The following is a 17,119-nucleotide window of genomic DNA, read 5'->3' on the forward strand; positions in this document are numbered from 1 at the left end:
GTACCCCTCATTATTTCTTTAATTTTTTCAGTTGTTCACCAATAATATCACTTAATTGGAAAGTAGCAGAATCAGCATTTGGCTCATACTGACTATAATCTTCAATTACATTATTTTCCTCAAGCGCTTCTTTTATACTTAAAGAAATACGTTTCTCTGCTGCGTGAACTTCAAGTACTTTCACTTTTACTTCTTGTCCCATTTCCAATACTTCATTCGGATTTTTCACGTGACGATTTGCAATTTGAGATACGTGTACAAGTCCTTCAACGCCAGGTAAAATCTCAACGAATGCACCAAATGTAACAAGGCGTTTTACTACGCCCTCACGAATATCTCCAGCTTTTATTTCGCCAGCAACGTTTTCCCAAGGTCCTGGTTGAGCTGCTTTAATCGATAAAGAAATACGTTGTGTATCAGCATCAACAGATAACACCTTTACCTTAACCTTTTGACCTTGCTCTAAAACTTCAGAAGGTTGCTCTACACGTTCGTGTGAAATTTGTGAAATGTGAACTAAACCGTCCACGCCACCAACGTTAACGAAAGCACCAAAGTCAGTTAATCGTTGCACTGTTCCTTCAACAACGTCCCCTTCTTTTAATGAAGAAATTGCTTCTTTTTTCTTAGAATCTAGTTCTAATTCTACTACCGCTTTATGCGAAAGGATTACACGATTTTTTTCACGGTCTAATTCAACAATTTTCACCGCTAACGTTTTACCTTTATAGTCAGTAAAGTCTTCTACATAATGTACTTCTACAAGTGAAGCTGGGATAAAACCGCGAACCCCAAGATCCACAACTAATCCGCCATTCACAATATCTTTTACAGTAACATCAAACACATGACCAGAAGTAAATTTCTCTTGTAATTCTACCCATGCTTTTTCTGCATCAACAGCACGTTTAGACAAGACAAGATCATCTTCTTCTAATTTAATAATTTTCAACTCTAGTGTTTGATCTAATTCTACAACATCGCTTGCTTTTTCAATATGAACGTTAGCTAATTCACTAATTGGAATTACGCCATCTGTTTTGTATCCAACATTTACAAGCACTTGTTTCTCTTCAACTTTCGTTACAGAACCTGTAACAACGTCACCAACTTGTAATTCTTTTGAATCCATAACTTCTTCATTCATTTTCTCTACCATGGAAATACCTCCCTACAGAATTGACAAAGCATTTTTTATGTATATACGAAATGAAAACAAAGTTTTCATTTGCATGTTTAAGAATTTCTCATCACATACTTTTTTCAATACCATTCATAAGAAAATATATTAAACCTATATAAATAGTATACAGCAAAACCAGCTTGAAAAAAGTATGTTTTGAAATATAATAGCGAATATATTCTGACAGTTTTATTCCTCTTTAACTAACTTCTTACAAATCAGCTCATTTGTCAAGGAAAGAGACTCACAATTCACGTATCCTTTACATTTCTATTTAAACAAAAAAGAAAGGGGATCATCCCCTTTCTTTATTTCGCAAACACTCCTGAAACAATACTCATAATTTTTTGGACAACTTCTTCAATTGATAAAGAAGTCGTATCTAATTCCAATGCATCATCAGCCTTTTTTAGTGGAGAAACTTCGCGTTCTGAATCTAATTTATCACGCTGAGCAATTTCTTCTTTTAGCTGCTCTAAATTAGAATCGAAACCTTTATTTAAATTTTCTAAATGTCTTCTTTCCGCTCTTTCTTCAACAGAAGCAAGCATAAAGATTTTCACTTCAGCATCCGGTAATACATGTGTACCAATATCACGGCCGTCCATTACAACGCCGCCTTTTTTCGCTAAATCTTGCTGACGGCGTACCATTTCTTCACGAACAAGGCGATGCTTTGCTACAATAGATACTCGATTCGTCACATCAGGTGTACGAATTACTTCAGAAACATCTTGTCCATTTAAAAATACAAGCTGTGTATTTTCTCCTTGCTGAAATTCAATATTTACATTCCTTACAACTTCCATTAACTGCTCTTCATTTTCAATATCTACTTTTTGTTCAAGGGCTGCATATGTAAGCGTACGGTACATTGCGCCTGTATCAATATAAACGTAAGAAAGTTCCTTCGCAACAACTTTTGCCACTGTACTTTTACCAGCAGCTGCTGGACCATCTATAGCAATTGAAATTCGTTTATCCATTGTAACACCTCATTTTTTCACTTATAAAACAAAACGAAAAGCAGGTGTTCACCCTGCTTCTTCTCATTTGCTTCACGTCATTAAATCCTCAATTATTGTAGCATAATCCTTCATAGAAGAAAATGAAAACTACCTATTCACCTGTAAGATTTCCGCTTTGTCTTTTACCATGACACCTTCATAATAAACAATTTTAGATAAATATTTCACTGATGACTTATGTATAAATAACAATTGCACAACAGAAAGACAAATAAATTGTATTATTAATATACGAATAAAAATTCTCTCCATCTTTTCCACCGTAATTGCTCCCTCCTATACTATATTTACACATCTCGTTTCGTAATTTTATACATCGTACATATAGCAGTTAATTTTATTGTCATTTGCGAGGCATACTTTTATACATTTCCATTGTCGAATTTACTAAAAACATGTTATGTTCTAAATGTATTTTTTACTTGAAAGACCTGCGGTAGTATGTCAACTGAAAAATAATATATTTTGAAGTTATCAAAGGACAAATTGCTTAAAAAAGACATCACGAAACTAGACCAGCACCGCATGTAAAATACTGGAATTGATTGAAAGGTAGCGATGACAAGTTTTATGTCACACTTTCACACACCTTTCAGGCGTAAAGAGTTGGTGATTACGTAGTAGCGCATCCACCAATCGCACAAATTTTCTTGCGGTTAGAACGAGTGCACGTTTGTGTTGATGTTTTGGTACTTCATTATACTTTTTTGCGTAATATTCTTGGTATTCCAATACATGCTTTCTTACAGAGTTGGCGGCTTCAACTAAGTAATACCGCAAGTAATGATTCCCATTACGAGATAATGAAGTATTTTCAGCGGTGAACCGGCCAGACTGGTATGTACGCCAATATAACCCGGCATATTTTGCGATTTTGGTTTCATCGTCAAATCTTTCGATTTGGCCAATTTCAGCGATAATACCAGCGGCATATATAGGCCCGATTCCAGGAATGGATTCTAATGTTTGCGTTAATCCAGCCATGATCCGCTTAATAGATTTTTCTAGTTCTTTAATTTGTCTTTGATAGGTACGAATGATTTCGATTGATGTTCCTAAAAGAATATCGATTGAGTCTTCTACCACCTTATCTAAACGGTACGACGTGCGAACAGCCTTTTGAATGGTTGATGCGACACATTTCGGGTCACCAAATCGATTTTTACTCTTTTCCTGTAGGAACTCAGCGAGTTCCTCTAAAGGCATGTCAGCTAGCTCTTCTAGACTGAATTTTTCAAGGAACAATTCCATCATGGCGTTACCAAATATAGAAGAATCGACTTCTTGTGAGAACGTATTACATTTATAACTTAGGTGTTGTAGAAAATGTTGTTTCTCCTTTGTCAACATTCTAACGAGTTGATAACGAGCTCTTGTTAATTGCTGTAATGCCACGTATTGACTTTCTTTCACGATGGACATTTGATTTCGCCCAAATCGTAAATAATCAGCGATGACAAAGGCATCAATTTCGTCAGTCTTATTCATGTCTGAATAACTTTTCTTGAAGTTTGCGACTTGTTTTGGATTTAGAAGAAATACCTTTGTGCCAAATCTTTTTAAGTCTTCGTCATGATGGAGAAACATGGATGGGTGAAAACTGTAAACAGATGTAGATTCTAAGCCGATTTTTAAAGTTTCAACCTCTTGATTGGTTGTGCACTGTAATAATCGTTCTTTAAGTACCTGTGCACCTGGTAAGTCATTACTGACTGAAAAAGAATCTAGCTTTTCTCCTTCACCATTTAAAAAGCAAACTTTCATATCAAACGAACTTACATCTAGACCAACAAATAATCTCACGTAAGAGACCTCCTTTCGATTTAGAATCATTGCTTGGACGTCTCGAGATATCTCTAGTGTGTACGCCGACCAACAACCTCGTGTATAAGAGCTAGTCCTGAATCGAAAGCCGCCCTAGAGCTACTAACATCTAGGTTCGAGGATCAGGCTGCTCAGCCTGCGAGTAGGGAGCCCCGCGCGTTCACTGAGAAACACTCTTTTCGTGTGGTAAATCCACAGGGGAATACAGAATTGTCCCAAATGATCCTAAGACCATTATCTAGAAATATCTTGAGACGTCCAAGTATTTTCTTTATTACTGGACTCTTATTAGAGAGAAAAACTAAGCCTGAGATAGGGCTTAAATATTAATATACGAGGGGTATAAGAATTGAAAAGAATCCTAGTTTTACACACAGGTGGAACAATTGCAATGGAGGAGGATAAAGAAACTGGAGTCGTACAACCAGGTGAAAAAAATCCTCTTTTAAAATTCATTCCTGATTTAGAAGGCGATGTTGATTTAATCGTTGAAGATGTGTTCCATTTACCATCTCCCCATATGACACCGAGCGAAATGTTACAATTACAAGTCATCATTGATGAAAGAGTAAAACAAGACAACATTCATGGCGTAGTCATTACGCATGGTACTGATACATTAGAAGAAACAGCCTATTTCTTAGATTTAACAGTACAAGCAACTATTCCGATCGTTGTGACAGGTGCAATGCGCTCTAGCAATGAATTAGGTGCTGACGGCCTATATAACTTCTTATCAGCTGTAAAGGTTGCTAGTTGTGATGAAGCTGCAGAAAAAGGTGTTTTAGTCGTATTAAATGACGAAATTCATTGCGCTACAAATGTAACGAAAACACATACAAGTAATGTCGCAACATTCCAAAGCCCACAATACGGACCAATTGGAATGGTAACAAAACGCGGCGTTGTCTTCCATCACGCTTTAGTACATCATGAAACATATACGATAAACACAGTGTCTAAAAATGTAGTTGTTCTAAAAGCATATGCTGGCATGGATGATACATTATTAGCAGCAATCGAAAATCTTCCTGTAGACGGTATTGTTATCGAAGCGCTCGGACAAGGTAATCTACCTCCAAGAACACTTCCTAGTCTAGAACGATTATTAAATAAAGGTATTCCTGTCGTATTAGTTTCTCGCTGTTTCAACGGTATCGTTCAAGACGTATATTCGTATGAAGGTGGCGGTAAACACTTAAAAGATATGGGCGTTGTATTCACATACGGCTTAAATGCACAAAAAGCACGTATTAAATTACTTGTCGCATTAGAGAATACAAATTCTCATGAATCCATTCAAAATATGTTTATGCACGAATAAAAAGGAGTTGTCGAGATTTTCTCGACAACTCCTTTTTATTTTTCTCTTGATGCAATGGTTTGCGCAATCGCATCTCCATGAAATCTACCGTTCTCGATAAATATTTCATTTGCATTATTTCCAGCAGCAATGACACCTGCAATGAAAATATTTTCAGCATTCGTTTCCATTCTATCCTCTGTATAAATTGGACGTCCTGTTTCTTCATCAATCTGAACACCCATCTTCGTTAAGAAGCTATGATCAGGATGATAACCAGTCATCGCAAATACAAAATCGTTTTGGACTGTATAAACTTCACCATCAACTGTAAACGTTAATGTATGCTCAGTAATTTCTTTCACATGAGCCCCGAAATGCATTTGAATTGTACCGTTTCGTACTAACGCCTCAAATTCCGGCAAAATCCAAGGCTTTATGCTTGGCGAATACTCAATTCCACGATACAGTACCGTTACACGCGCACCAGCTTTAACAAGTTCTAATGCGGCATCTACACTCGAATTTTTCCCACCTATAACTACTACGTCTCGATCAAAATAAGGATGCCCCTCTTTAAAATAGTGAGCTACTTTCTTCAATCCCTCACCTGGAACATTCATATAATTTGGATTATCATAATATCCAGTTGCTACAACAATATATTTCGCTATATATGTTTCTTTACTTCCGTCACACTTTGTCGTCTCAACTTGAAAAACTCCTCCATCTTTTTGAACTTTCTCCACTCGCTCAAAAGCATTTACACGTACAGATTTACGTTTTACTACTTCACGATAATACGCAAGCGCTTGATTTCGAACTGGCTTACGATTTTCTGTAATAAAAGCTACATCACCAATTTCTAATTTTTCACTAGAAGAGAAAAATGTTTGATGAGTTGGATAATTATAAATGGCATTTACAATGTTTCCTTTTTCAATTACTAACGGATTTATCCCTACCTTTTGCAACGAAATCGCTGCCGCTAATCCGCACGGACCGCCTCCGATTATAATAACTGTTTCTTTCTGCATACTCGTCCACTCCTAGTCTTCTACCAATACACTATTTATAAAAACAAGAAAAAACCTACTTACAGCAGTAGGTACCTATCTTTATTGTATTCATTTTTCATATATTTGTCATCTAAACGAAACGTACATCCGATAGACATCTGCTAAAAACTGCTGAAATTTAATACCTTGTTTCCCTAATACATTCTCAGGATCAATCTTTCTAGCTGGATCAAGCGTTTTATGTGACACGATATCTTTTTTCGGATTTAAGCCAAAGTTTTGGCATAAATACGCATGATACCATGTAAAACGATTATATGCTTCCCAAAAGTTAACATCACCGCCATAACAAAGTTCCACTCCAATGGCCGCCTTATTCGCGTCATAGCCGTATAAGTCATTATCCGTCGGCACACCATATCGAACATGATACGCAACTTCATTTATAGGAATAATCTCCAATATTGTTTTATCATCTATAAATGTATGCGCCGAAGCTTTCGGTTGTAATTCATTAAAGTAATCTCGATTTCCTATCGCATTGCTTCCTGGATTCCCCGTATCATGGCTTACAATAAATCTCACTTTAGTCAGAGGAATCCCCGGCCGTGAACTTCCATATCCAATATAGTTGCGTTCTATAGGAAACATCGCCATTGCTACCAACTCCCGCTCTAGAAGATTACCTTACTTCCTTATATATGTATTCGGTAGCAACGTCCTTATCGCATATTTCTTACACGAAGAGAAAATCGAAAATATTTGAAGTGAACACCATAAACAACAAGATACTTACAGCCACTCCATAAAAACCGTAAAACCAAACACAATCTTCTTTCGTATCTAAACCGAAAAATTTATTTACCGATTGTAATAATGTGCCACGCTTGCTTTGTTTGTTTCGCAATACTTCCACTCGCTCTACAACATCTGCTGGCATCATAAATCTTTGGTCTACTGTCATTTTCATCATTTATCTCTCCTTAAAATCATTTCCGTTTTGTTTATCTAAGGAGAGTATAGCACGTTTGTTCGTATAGAACAAGCGTTCTTTTTTTATTTTTATTTTATTTTTCAGCAAGCCAAGTAAAAATTGAGATTACAACGGCAATAATCGGCCCTACTACAACCACACCAAATATCAAAAACAGTAGCCCTTCCCCGAACATTCTAACGGTACTTACTTTTCGAGCTTTCATCGTTCTTGCAAGTTCTCCCTCTAACCTCTTAACCTTTTCTTCTAATTGTTCTACTCGTTCCAGCATTTCATTCTCCATATATAACACCTCATTTAATACTTCAACAAAAAAACGTGATTCCCTCGAAAGGAAATCACGTTTTCTCAAGATATAATATTTTATACCCAACCTCTGAAGCGGCTTGCTTCAGCCATTTTACGAACACCAACCATGTACGCCGCTAAGCGCATGTTCACTTTACGAACTTGTGCTGTTTCATAAATAGAATCAAATGATCTTACCATTACTTTTTCTAAACGTTGTTCTACTTCTTCTTCAGTCCAGTAGTATCCTTGGTTATTTTGTACCCACTCAAAGTAAGATACTGTTACACCACCGGCACTTGCTAACACGTCTGGAACAAGTAAAATTCCGCGATCTGTTAAAATTTTAGTCGCTTCTAATGTTGTTGGACCATTTGCAGCTTCAACAACGATTTTCGCTTTAATATCATTAGCATTTTCTTCTGTAATTTGGTTCTCAATTGCAGCTGGAACTAAAATATCGCAATCAAGTTCTAACAATTCTTTATTTGAAATTGTATTGTTAAATAGCTTTGTTACTGTACCGAAGCTATCACGACGGTCTAATAAATAATCAATATCTAATCCGTTTGGATCATGTAACGCACCGTAAGCATCTGAGATTGCAATAACTTTCGCACCTGCATCATGCATAAATTTAGCTAAGAAGCTACCAGCATTACCGAACCCTTGGACAACAACGCGTGCACCCTTAATATCAATGCCACGTTTTTTCGCAGCTTCACGAATACAAATTGTTACACCTTTCGCTGTTGCTGTTTCACGGCCATGTGATCCACCTAATACAAGCGGTTTACCTGTAATAAATCCTGGTGAATTAAATTCATCAATACGGCTATACTCATCCATCATCCATGCCATAATTTGAGAGTTTGTGAATACATCTGGAGCTGGAATATCTTTCGTCGGACCTACGATTTGGCTAATTGCTCGTACATAACCGCGGCTTAATCTTTCTAACTCACGGAATGACATTTCACGTGGATCACAGATAATTCCACCCTTACCTCCACCATATGGTAAATCAACAATACCACATTTTAAACTCATCCAGATTGAAAGTGCTTTCACTTCATTTTCTGTTACATTCGGATGGAAGCGAATTCCACCTTTCGTTGGACCAACAGCATCATTATGTTGTGCACGATACCCTGTAAATATTTTAACAGTCCCGTCATCCATACGAACTGGTATTTTCACTGTCATCATACGAATTGGTTCTTTTAATAATTCATATACTTCGTTTGGATAACCCAATTTTTCTAACGCTTCACTAATAACAATTTGTGTTGAATTCAATAGTTCAAAATGTTGTTCCCTTTGTTGTTGTGTTTTTGTTTGAGTTCCCTTTTCGGCTACCATAGTAAGTAAACCCCCTGTAATTTCACTTGTTTAGTAAACCTTCATTGCCTAGTATACACCCTTAAATTTGGAATGCAATAGAAAACGCTAACAAATATATACAAACTATTTTCTGTTGCAAGCGTTTTCACTATTATTATAGTCCTTTTATTACTTTTAGAAAAGTAAAATACTTAAATATTTAAATATTTTTTATTTTACTCAAACATACTCCCATAAAACTGCATATTTTATTTTAAAAAAGTATGTTGGAGTATTTACAATCATCCCTTCCCTTATCCAAATAAAAACAAAACCTCAGCTATGTTGTATTAGCTGAGGTTTTGTTTTTTCACAAAGTAATTGTGTATTTGTTCTATCGCATTAAAATCCATTAATTCTTTACCGTACTCCATGATGCGATAAATAGTTGCGGTAGACGGATTACCGTATTCCGCTAAAATAGCTATAAAATCCGCCTTTAACAATTGAATTTGTTCCTCTTCTTCCATCCAAAGATAGAAGCGCTTATCCCACGTATATAGCTTTCCGCCAGTTACACCAAGGTTATATAAGCGATTCGACAGGTTAATTATGTCATCTAGCGTAGCAAACTCATATAATATATGCTCACTTTCATCTAGAGTCACTTGCATTTCAATAAACTCGTCACGAAACTCATCATCTGTATCCATTTCTTGATTTTCTTTCGTTACAATTACAACCATCCCTTGTGCTTGTAGAGAAAATACTTCAACTGCAATCGGACCATCTGCTTCAAATCCTAATTCCTTATTTGCTTCTTGCATCATATCACGAAATAATTGCTGTACTTTCGGCGCATTTCTCCATAAATCTTCTTTCGTTAATCCTCGTTCAGATAAATCATCAAATGTTAGAAAAATTTTTATCTTATTGTAATTTAATCGTTCCAGCCTCATCTCATACCCTCCCTACGTAACCAATGCATCTAATTTTTATTATATGAAATAGAAAATAGATGGTTCTTTTCGAACAACTATTCCGACATTTTTAACCATTCATCCCATTCTTCTTTTGTATCACCAATTAAGGTTGTTTCAATGTCCAACTGGTTTAGAACGCCTAGCTTTCCGATAAAGCCAACAGAAAGAGATTCCCTTTTTTCTTGTAATAAATTTATAAAGTTCATCGTCTTTTTCATTTCTTGTTCGTCAGCACAAGATACAAATACATATTTCGGCTGTATTTCTTCTACCGCTGACAACATACCATCTTCAGCTAAGCTTGTCCTAATATATATCGCCTCATATCCTTTTAAGCGTAAATACGTTGAAAAAATAAATCCTTGCAATGCATTCTTTTCTAACACAATAACTTTGTGTAAAGAGGAAAACATTGAGGCATTGTGATACACCATTCCTAGACGCGTTTGTAAAAATGATAGTGCATATTGGAATTGCGCCATTGAAATCTCATTATTATTTTTTGACATTAATAAATTGTCTGTCACTCGAAGAACGATACTGGCAACAACCTTCTCTGTTGAATATATACTAAAAGCTTCGTTTAATAATGCAGTAATTGTAATTTCATCAAATTTTAACAAAGCTTGTAGCAAATCGTCCACTAAAACAACTTCTTTATCGAAAGGTATCTCTTTTTGAACTGTACTCTGCAAACGATTCTCTTCTAATAACTGAACTGCTTGTCCAATCATCATACCGGAAGAAACTTTTTCCATTAACCATTTTAAAATTTGAATATGTTCTTCTGTATATAAACGATGCCCAGCTTGATTCCGCTTTGGGGCAATAATTTGATATCGTCTTTCCCATGCACGAAGCGTACTCGGCTGAACTCCAATTATATTCGAAACAGCTTTTATATTATATTTTCCACTAAGAGTTGGCATCATTTCCCTCCGCACAATGTAATGATATGTGTTTGAGCAGGTGCTCGGAAACGAAGTGGTATCAATGTTGTTCCGTACCCATTACTAACAAAGAGAATCGTATTCAAATGGTTATATACGCCACCTTTTAAATATTTTTTAGATGGGAATAATCGGATTTGTCCCCCATGCGTATGTCCACTTAATACAAGTGAAATCTGCTCATTTCCAGACATCTTTTTTATTATATCAGGGTTGTGACTAACTAAGATACGAAAACCTTCTTCTTTACAATCCGCCAATGCCAAATCTAGACGATCACGGTGCAATCCAACATCATCTATACCGAGCAAACAAATTCTCTCTCCTAATTCAGACTCAAATACCACTCTTGTATTATCTAAAATTTTTACGTTATTTTCTAATAATAACGCATCTAATTCATGATATTCTATCTCATAATCATTGTTTCCCCACACAAAATATACAGGAGCTATCTCTCTTAACTTTTGGATATTCGCAGAGATTTTTGATAAAGAGACACCTTTCTCTGCTAAATCTCCTCCGATAATTACTAGATCTACTTTTCCTTTTACTTGTTCAATTAACAAATTCGAAATAACTCTTCTATGAATATCAGAAATAAAAAACACATTTACTTTTTGAAAACTTTTCGGAAATTCTTTAAATACTAAAGTATGTTCCAACACCGTATTACGCGTCGCTTCTTTATACATCACAAGAAGTAATAAAATCCCCATGCCTATGAGAGTACTGAATAATATAATCCATATCATATTTTTTACTCCCCTCCTCATAAAGATAATCCTAGGCTTTTATAACAAATTGTGATCGCCTAATTCACTAGCTCTCTTGCTTTGTGGATTTATCTTTTATCGGAATTTTTAATTCTTGCCCTGCACTCACTTCATCTTCTTGCAAGTTATTATACTTTTTAATGACTTCAATCCCATTTTCATCCGAAAAATATTGCTTCGCTATACTTTCTAAAGTTTCTCCCTCTTTCACAGTATGCGTTATCGCTTTTTCAGACTGTTTCTGTGAATCAGATTTAGCTGAATCAAAGAAGATTACTTCAAACGCACTTTTCCCGGCATTATTACTATCGCCCTTCACCTGAATATATTTATCCGTATACCACAAAATACTAATTGGCAGCAGAATGAATAGAAATGTTAAAACCCGGACGAAAATGTGATTTATTTTAAACTTTTGTTTTTTCTCTTTATTTCTATGAATTTCACTACGCGGCGGTAAACTTTCTTTTTCTTCCACTCGCTCAACTTCTAATTCCTCTTCAAAATCAGGAATTCGTTTCCTCATGTTGTTCACCACCACCTTCCATTTATTTTCTTAATTGGAGTCCCATTATAAAATCAACAAGAAAGTGTGCAAAGATTGTTATAAACAAATTCCCTGTCCATTCAAATACATAACCAAAGACAAAACTAATGAAACAGACGAAACAAAACAAAAATGGCTTTGTTATATAACGAATATGTAACACTGCAAATACTAAACTCGCAATTACAATTCCAAAATGAGTCTGCACTACACCTCTAAATAAAAATTCTTCTGCAAAACCGATTACGAACGTAATAACGAGTAAATGTAGAACCGACATTCCTCGAAACATCTTATCGTTAATACCACCATCATCAAACCAAGACTCTGGAAACACTCGCATTGCAACATAATCTAATAACACAATACCAATCGCTAACAAACCACCTATAATAAGTATAGATACTGGTTCCCATTTCCATAAATTAAACACTTCTTTTACATCTTGAAATAATATATATGCTAGTAAACAGCCAATACCGATAATAATTAACTGTGTTATATATAGATTCAGCCTTATTTCCTGCGGACTCATATCTTCAACATTATGCCTTTGAATGTTCATCATTCCTCCATCTTTTCTAGGCCGAAAAGCTTTTGTAACTCTGTTTCCCAATTATAGTCGAAATCCGATTGTTGCGCTCGTCTTTTTTTATAATCTTCTTTTGTAATACCGCAATAATCGCAGCAATTATTTAACTCTTTCTCTTTCCTATAACCGAACTGTTGCAGCACATATTCACGTCTACATCCTTTAACTCGTATCCATGACTTCATATTTTCTAATTCACTATATTTATTACGCAACCTTATTTCTACTTCAGCTATTAATCGGTTCATAATTTCATCTGACAAACCCTCTAATAATAATCTTCGTTGTTGTATAATTCCAACCTGTTCGAGATGATAACGAACGAAACGCCAATATTGCTCATTAAATCTTGCTGCATTATAACAAATTTCTTCTACATCTTCTATTGGTAATTCTTTCGTTTGAAACATTCTTTCTTGTAGTAAAGAAAATAAAAATTGTATTTGCGACTTACTTGGCAATTCATCCTCAATGATTGAAAGTGGTAAATCATGATCCAACGGACTACACAATAAAATAGCTATACTCGGTTTGCCATCTCTTCCAGCTCTTCCGATTTCTTGTAAGTAAGAAGCTATATTAGTTGGATAATGAAAATGAATAATATATTGCGTATTCGCCTTATTTACCCCCATACCAAATGCACTTGTACATATTACAAGCTGCAATTGATCGTTCATAAACTGCTGTTGAATTAACATACGCTCTTCATGTTCCATACCACCATGATAAAAAGCTACACCAGTAACACCTTTCCCTCTCAAGTATTCCGTTAACCTTTCTGTCCACGCTCTACTTGAACAATATACAATCCCCGGCCCTTGTAAATACATCACCTGCTCCAAAAGCGCCTCTTTCTTTTCTTCTATCGTCTCTACAAATTGCACCTCCATTGCAATATTAGGACGGTCAATAGAGTATACATGTTCCGCGGCACCCTTTAAATTTAAACTGTCTGCGATATCTTGCAGTACCCCTTTTGTCGCTGTGGCTGTCAATGCTAACACTGTAGGAGAACCAATATTTTCAATAACTACATTTAGTTTCTTATAGTCCGGTCTAAAATCATAACCCCATTGAGAAATACAATGAGCCTCATCAACAACAAATAATGAAATATGAATTTTCTTCAATTCCCTAATTAATAACTCCGACTGTAACATCTCTGGTGAAACAAAAATAAATTTATATGAAGATAATTTTTTCATCGCTTCTCTTTTTTCATTTAATGTCCGAAAACTATTAAATGCTATCACTCGGTTTTTCACAACATACTTTAATTGTGTCACTTGATCTTCCATTAAAGATAATAACGGCGATACAACAAGCACTGTTCCTTCTCGCATAAGCCCCGGAAACTGATAGCACATAGACTTTCCTCTTCCAGTCGGAAGCATTGCTATCACATCTTTTCCTTCTAATAAATCTGTAATAACTCCTTTTTGACCTGGACGAAATTCAGAATATCCAAACCACTTATATAAATATTCTTCAAGTTTCATTTACACCCTCCATCCGCGCTAATACAAGACGAACTTCAAAATAAGAGATATCTTCTCCAATCGCTTGTTTCAAAACACGTAACTTCCGCGTTTGCAATGCTTCAATTACTTTTATTACTTTGTCTATCTTTTCTTTTTCCATAAACATTTCAATAGAAAAATCTTTTTCTCGCAAAGCAATTTCAACAAAATGATCTTCTATCGTTGCAACCTTCAAATTCCGAATCGTTGCTATTTCTTCTAAAGAACGCCCTTGTCTCCAAAAATTATATGTTTTTTTCGTGGATAAACTAAATAGTTCAGCTCTCTCATTTGGATAAGATATAATTTCAGCTAATAGCGGAAATTCATTTTCTTTATCACGAACTTCTTGTATAAAGAAATGCATTGTACCCCAAAATAAAAAATACACCCTGAACATATCTTGTTTCGTAATTTCTGCTAATTGTTGCAATGTACAACCAATCCGTTCATAACCCGTTAGTCGATATGTTACAATCGTCGCTTCTATCGCATTACTTTTTTCTAAAAGATTATGTACTTCCGTCCACAGTTTTCTCGCCAATTCACTTCTCTTATATGGCCTTCCTGTTAGAAAACGTTTCACCCACATCATTATTTCTGTATCTTGTTGAATCGGGATAAACTTAGTATTATTCTGTTGTAAATTTGATATAGTTTGAATAATCAATGACAATCTTTTCCAAAATGTTTCACCTAATTCTCCATAATGTAAACCATGCAAATGCGCTGGAAAAGCATAAACTTCCTCCCATTTATGTAACTGCGTTTTACCCTTAGGTGTTAACACATATGTATTTTCATGTATTTCTTGAATAAAATCTGCTTGCAACAACTTTACAACTTCACCATCATAGTCATTTCTATTTAATGATTTATATATTCCGAACAAAAAAGAAATTCTAAACATATTTCCATCTTGTAAAGTTTGCGAAGAACGTTTGCCCTTTAGTAAATAATAAATAGATGAAACGGTTCTTTCACCATTCAATTGTTTTAAACAATGCAACAAAGTATATTGTATTTGCATGACCGCTTCCACCTTCCAATCTTAACTTCATTCTTTTCAGTACAATTACACTATCTACTGTCGCTCATTAAACTTATCATAATAAGAACTATATACTTGTATATATTCTATTGTATCAAACGAAATCATATTTACGTATTTTGAAAATCTTATGACATAATTCAAAAATAAGTTGACACTCTAATTGATAAGCATTATCATTATAATTTTATGTTGAAAAGTTTTACAAACCGTTTTACAATAAGGTTATAATTTTTATGGCAAGCTTTTCACATACATATTATCAGGAGGGAAAAAAGATGGCAAAATATACAATCGTTGATAAAGATACTTGTATTGCATGTGGTGCTTGTGGCGCTGCTGCACCAGACATTTATGACTATGATGATGAAGGTATTGCATTTGTAACATTAGACGATAACCAAGGTATCGTTGAAATTCCAGATGTATTAATTGAAGATATGATGGATGCATTCGAAGGCTGTCCAACTGACTCAATTAAAGTTGCTGACGAATCATTCGACGGAGACGCTTTAAAATTTGAATAGTCTTTTATTAACTTCAAAAAATGCCCCTCATATTGATGAGGGGCATTTTTTGTATCTAAATTTTATTTTCCTTAATAAAAAACCATTAGTAGTTCCACACTACTAATGGTTTATATATATTATGCATTTTTCATTTTTGCAAACACCCATACTTTCAGGCGTGAGAATAATGCCACAAATACAATTGTTACAACAATTCCTTTAATTAAATTAAATGGTAAGATTGCCGTTACAACCGTTGTTCTTATAGCTTCGCTAGACATAGCTGGTGAATTTAAAAACCAAGTGTACGCCGGGAATATGATGATGTAGTTTAATACACTCATAATAAGTGCCATTGTAATTGTCCCTAGCATTAACCCTGTCGTTAAACTCTTCACAGTACGATACTTTCTAAATAAGAAAGCTGCTGGTCCAATAAATAAACATCCTGCAATAAAGTTTGCAATTTCTCCAACTGGTACTCCCGTTAAACTTCCTTGAATCCCGTAATGTAAAATGTTCTTTATTGCCTCTACAATCACTCCAGCTACTGGTCCAAAGATAATTGCTGCAATTAGAGCTGGTACATCACTAAAATCAATTTTCAAAAATGGCGGAAGCCCTGGGAACGGGAAATCTAACATCATTAGTAAATATGCAATACTACTTAGCATCGCTACACTCACCATCTGCACCACACTGTTTTTTTGTTTCATCTTTCTCTCTCCTTTTCCATCGATCTTCTCATGGAAAGTGGAAAGGTTCTGCTATGCCTATTTTTTCATTGAACGAAAAAACCCTTTGTGTTTTACACAAAGGGAGAATTTAAGGCACATCAAACAGACGTTCAAATCCATATCTTTTTTGAACGCTTGAACCTCCATCTTCTCCCATCCAGACTGTACTGTCGGCTTTGGAATCACACCAAATCCTGCCTTAACGGCTCGCGGGCTTAGAACAAAATCATAAATAGTTCATCACCGCCGGTCGGGATTTTCACCCTGCCCCGAAGATAGACCGATATTCTATTTTCCCCTTCATTATACAACAACCTCATAACATTGTGAACAAAAAAATTGTAACTTATTTAAAATTAGTTATTTATTTTTCGTAACAATAAATAAATTGCGAGATATTTTACAATACAATCCATATTTTTTATTATTCGGCATTTCTCTTTTGAATTACCTAGTCATATATAATTAAAAGTGATAAGATATTGAATT

General features: G+C 35.1%; 19 protein-coding genes and 1 riboswitch. Of the genes, 2 read left to right on the forward strand and 17 right to left on the reverse strand.

All coding sequences use genetic code 11. From position 1 onward, the window contains the following. Positions 1 to 10: 10 nt before the first annotated feature. The 4 genes from rpsA to MHI28_RS09380 all read right to left on the reverse strand — a co-directional run bounded on the left by rpsA (position 11) and on the right by MHI28_RS09380 (position 4,014). The gene (gene rpsA / locus MHI28_RS09365; RefSeq protein ID WP_000229557.1) at positions 11 to 1,159 is read right to left on the reverse strand and encodes a 30S ribosomal protein S1; all 1,149 of its coding nucleotides are present in this window, start codon (positions 1,157 to 1,159) and stop codon (positions 11 to 13) included. A gap of 332 nt (positions 1,160 to 1,491) precedes the next feature. Further along, complete coding sequence (cmk, locus tag MHI28_RS09370) at positions 1,492 to 2,169, reverse strand: (d)CMP kinase (RefSeq protein ID WP_000361254.1); 678 nt, start codon at positions 2,167 to 2,169, stop codon at positions 1,492 to 1,494. A 129-nt stretch (positions 2,170 to 2,298) separates the two neighbouring features. Continuing rightward, entirely contained in the window at positions 2,299 to 2,472 is a 174-nt protein-coding gene (locus MHI28_RS09375; RefSeq protein ID WP_000413849.1) for a YpfB family protein, read from the reverse strand. A gap of 312 nt (positions 2,473 to 2,784) precedes the next feature. Then, complete coding sequence (locus tag MHI28_RS09380) at positions 2,785 to 4,014, reverse strand: IS110 family transposase (protein ID WP_100909797.1); 1,230 nt, start codon at positions 4,012 to 4,014, stop codon at positions 2,785 to 2,787. A gap of 370 nt (positions 4,015 to 4,384) precedes the next feature. Between MHI28_RS09380 and ansA the strand changes: the two genes are divergently transcribed. Beyond that, positions 4,385 to 5,359: an asparaginase gene (gene ansA, locus MHI28_RS09385; RefSeq protein WP_000822011.1), complete on the forward strand. Its 975-nt coding sequence runs from the start codon at positions 4,385 to 4,387 to the stop codon at positions 5,357 to 5,359. Positions 5,360 to 5,394: 35 nt separating this feature from the next. Here ansA and MHI28_RS09390 read toward each other — a convergent pair whose 3' ends face one another. The 12 genes from MHI28_RS09390 to MHI28_RS09445 all read right to left on the reverse strand — a co-directional run bounded on the left by MHI28_RS09390 (position 5,395) and on the right by MHI28_RS09445 (position 15,363). Beyond that, on the reverse strand, positions 5,395 to 6,375 hold the full coding sequence (locus MHI28_RS09390; RefSeq protein WP_340827791.1) for a YpdA family putative bacillithiol disulfide reductase: 981 nt from the start codon (positions 6,373 to 6,375) through the stop codon (positions 5,395 to 5,397). Positions 6,376 to 6,483: 108 nt separating this feature from the next. Next, positions 6,484 to 7,014, reverse strand: a complete 531-nt coding sequence (locus tag MHI28_RS09395) for a peptidoglycan recognition protein family protein (protein ID WP_001240655.1) — start codon at positions 7,012 to 7,014, stop codon at positions 6,484 to 6,486. A 79-nt stretch (positions 7,015 to 7,093) separates the two neighbouring features. Beyond that, the gene (locus tag MHI28_RS09400) at positions 7,094 to 7,330 is read right to left on the reverse strand and encodes a DUF3961 domain-containing protein (RefSeq protein ID WP_002083150.1); all 237 of its coding nucleotides are present in this window, start codon (positions 7,328 to 7,330) and stop codon (positions 7,094 to 7,096) included. A gap of 94 nt (positions 7,331 to 7,424) precedes the next feature. Continuing rightward, the gene (locus MHI28_RS09405; RefSeq protein ID WP_000426765.1) at positions 7,425 to 7,634 is read right to left on the reverse strand and encodes a hypothetical protein; all 210 of its coding nucleotides are present in this window, start codon (positions 7,632 to 7,634) and stop codon (positions 7,425 to 7,427) included. Positions 7,635 to 7,714: 80 nt separating this feature from the next. Then, positions 7,715 to 9,001 carry an NAD-specific glutamate dehydrogenase gene (gudB, locus tag MHI28_RS09410; RefSeq protein ID WP_000225173.1) on the reverse strand — a complete coding sequence of 429 codons (1,287 nt, stop codon included), beginning with the start codon at positions 8,999 to 9,001 and terminating at the stop codon, positions 7,715 to 7,717. 311 nt (positions 9,002 to 9,312) lie between these two features. Beyond that, positions 9,313 to 9,921 (reverse strand): genetic competence negative regulator, encoded by a 609-nt coding sequence (locus MHI28_RS09415; RefSeq protein ID WP_001235399.1) that lies wholly within the window; start codon positions 9,919 to 9,921, stop codon positions 9,313 to 9,315. 77 nt (positions 9,922 to 9,998) lie between these two features. Continuing rightward, positions 9,999 to 10,874: a MerR family transcriptional regulator gene (locus MHI28_RS09420; RefSeq protein ID WP_001142721.1), complete on the reverse strand. Its 876-nt coding sequence runs from the start codon at positions 10,872 to 10,874 to the stop codon at positions 9,999 to 10,001. Continuing rightward, positions 10,874 to 11,650 (reverse strand): metallophosphoesterase, encoded by a 777-nt coding sequence (locus tag MHI28_RS09425; RefSeq protein ID WP_000637800.1) that lies wholly within the window; start codon positions 11,648 to 11,650, stop codon positions 10,874 to 10,876. The genes MHI28_RS09420 and MHI28_RS09425 overlap by 1 nt, the downstream gene beginning before the upstream one ends. A 67-nt stretch (positions 11,651 to 11,717) precedes the next feature. Beyond that, positions 11,718 to 12,197 (reverse strand): LysM peptidoglycan-binding domain-containing protein, encoded by a 480-nt coding sequence (locus MHI28_RS09430; protein WP_001231548.1) that lies wholly within the window; start codon positions 12,195 to 12,197, stop codon positions 11,718 to 11,720. A 22-nt stretch (positions 12,198 to 12,219) separates the two neighbouring features. Beyond that, entirely contained in the window at positions 12,220 to 12,783 is a 564-nt protein-coding gene (locus tag MHI28_RS09435; protein WP_001025781.1) for a CPBP family intramembrane glutamic endopeptidase, read from the reverse strand. Beyond that, positions 12,783 to 14,312, reverse strand: a complete 1,530-nt coding sequence (gene recQ / locus MHI28_RS09440; RefSeq protein WP_000762978.1) for an ATP-dependent DNA helicase RecQ — start codon at positions 14,310 to 14,312, stop codon at positions 12,783 to 12,785. Before recQ ends, MHI28_RS09435 begins: the two co-directional genes overlap by 1 nt. Further along, positions 14,302 to 15,363: a helix-turn-helix domain-containing protein gene (locus MHI28_RS09445; RefSeq protein ID WP_001167015.1), complete on the reverse strand. Its 1,062-nt coding sequence runs from the start codon at positions 15,361 to 15,363 to the stop codon at positions 14,302 to 14,304. The genes recQ and MHI28_RS09445 overlap by 11 nt, the downstream gene beginning before the upstream one ends. Before the next feature lie 299 nt (positions 15,364 to 15,662). Here MHI28_RS09445 and MHI28_RS09450 point away from each other — a divergent pair, with 299 nt between their 5' ends. Further along, entirely contained in the window at positions 15,663 to 15,911 is a 249-nt protein-coding gene (locus tag MHI28_RS09450; protein WP_001151993.1) for a ferredoxin, read from the forward strand. Positions 15,912 to 16,030: 119 nt separating this feature from the next. On the opposite strand, the gene MHI28_RS09455 is transcribed toward MHI28_RS09450, so the two are convergent. Further along, positions 16,031 to 16,609, reverse strand: a complete 579-nt coding sequence (locus tag MHI28_RS09455; RefSeq protein ID WP_000810856.1) for an ECF transporter S component — start codon at positions 16,607 to 16,609, stop codon at positions 16,031 to 16,033. Positions 16,610 to 16,771: 162 nt separating this feature from the next. Next, positions 16,772 to 16,911: riboswitch (FMN riboswitch) on the reverse strand. Positions 16,912 to 17,119 lie beyond the last annotated feature (208 nt).

Origin of the sequence: Bacillus sp. FSL K6-0268, from assembly GCF_038005425.1 — a bacterium.
GTDB classification, from domain to species: domain Bacteria; phylum Bacillota; class Bacilli; order Bacillales; family Bacillaceae_G; genus Bacillus_A; species Bacillus_A thuringiensis_S.

What these genes read in the sequence shown, in the direction of transcription:
- rpsA (WP_000229557.1), bottom strand. Translation starts at nt 1,159, where the DNA reads ATGGTAGAGAAAATGAATGAAGAAGTTATGGATTCAAAAGAATTACAA.
- cmk (WP_000361254.1), bottom strand. Translation starts at nt 2,169, where the DNA reads ATGGATAAACGAATTTCAATTGCTATAGATGGTCCAGCAGCTGCTGGT.
- MHI28_RS09390 (WP_340827791.1), bottom strand. Translation starts at nt 6,375, where the DNA reads ATGCAGAAAGAAACAGTTATTATAATCGGAGGCGGTCCGTGCGGATTA.
- MHI28_RS09395 (WP_001240655.1), bottom strand. Translation starts at nt 7,014, where the DNA reads ATGGCGATGTTTCCTATAGAACGCAACTATATTGGATATGGAAGTTCA.
- MHI28_RS09400 (WP_002083150.1), bottom strand. Translation starts at nt 7,330, where the DNA reads ATGATGAAAATGACAGTAGACCAAAGATTTATGATGCCAGCAGATGTT.
- MHI28_RS09405 (WP_000426765.1), bottom strand. Translation starts at nt 7,634, where the DNA reads ATGGAGAATGAAATGCTGGAACGAGTAGAACAATTAGAAGAAAAGGTT.
- gudB (WP_000225173.1), bottom strand. Translation starts at nt 9,001, where the DNA reads ATGGTAGCCGAAAAGGGAACTCAAACAAAAACACAACAACAAAGGGAA.
- MHI28_RS09415 (WP_001235399.1), bottom strand. Translation starts at nt 9,921, where the DNA reads ATGAGGCTGGAACGATTAAATTACAATAAGATAAAAATTTTTCTAACA.
- MHI28_RS09420 (WP_001142721.1), bottom strand. Translation starts at nt 10,874, where the DNA reads ATGCCAACTCTTAGTGGAAAATATAATATAAAAGCTGTTTCGAATATA.
- MHI28_RS09425 (WP_000637800.1), bottom strand. Translation starts at nt 11,650, where the DNA reads ATGATATGGATTATATTATTCAGTACTCTCATAGGCATGGGGATTTTA.
- MHI28_RS09430 (WP_001231548.1), bottom strand. Translation starts at nt 12,197, where the DNA reads ATGAGGAAACGAATTCCTGATTTTGAAGAGGAATTAGAAGTTGAGCGA.
- MHI28_RS09435 (WP_001025781.1), bottom strand. Translation starts at nt 12,783, where the DNA reads ATGAACATTCAAAGGCATAATGTTGAAGATATGAGTCCGCAGGAAATA.
- recQ (WP_000762978.1), bottom strand. Translation starts at nt 14,312, where the DNA reads ATGAAACTTGAAGAATATTTATATAAGTGGTTTGGATATTCTGAATTT.
- MHI28_RS09445 (WP_001167015.1), bottom strand. Translation starts at nt 15,363, where the DNA reads ATGCAAATACAATATACTTTGTTGCATTGTTTAAAACAATTGAATGGT.
- MHI28_RS09450 (WP_001151993.1), top strand. Translation starts at nt 15,663, where the DNA reads ATGGCAAAATATACAATCGTTGATAAAGATACTTGTATTGCATGTGGT.
- MHI28_RS09455 (WP_000810856.1), bottom strand. Translation starts at nt 16,609, where the DNA reads ATGAAACAAAAAAACAGTGTGGTGCAGATGGTGAGTGTAGCGATGCTA.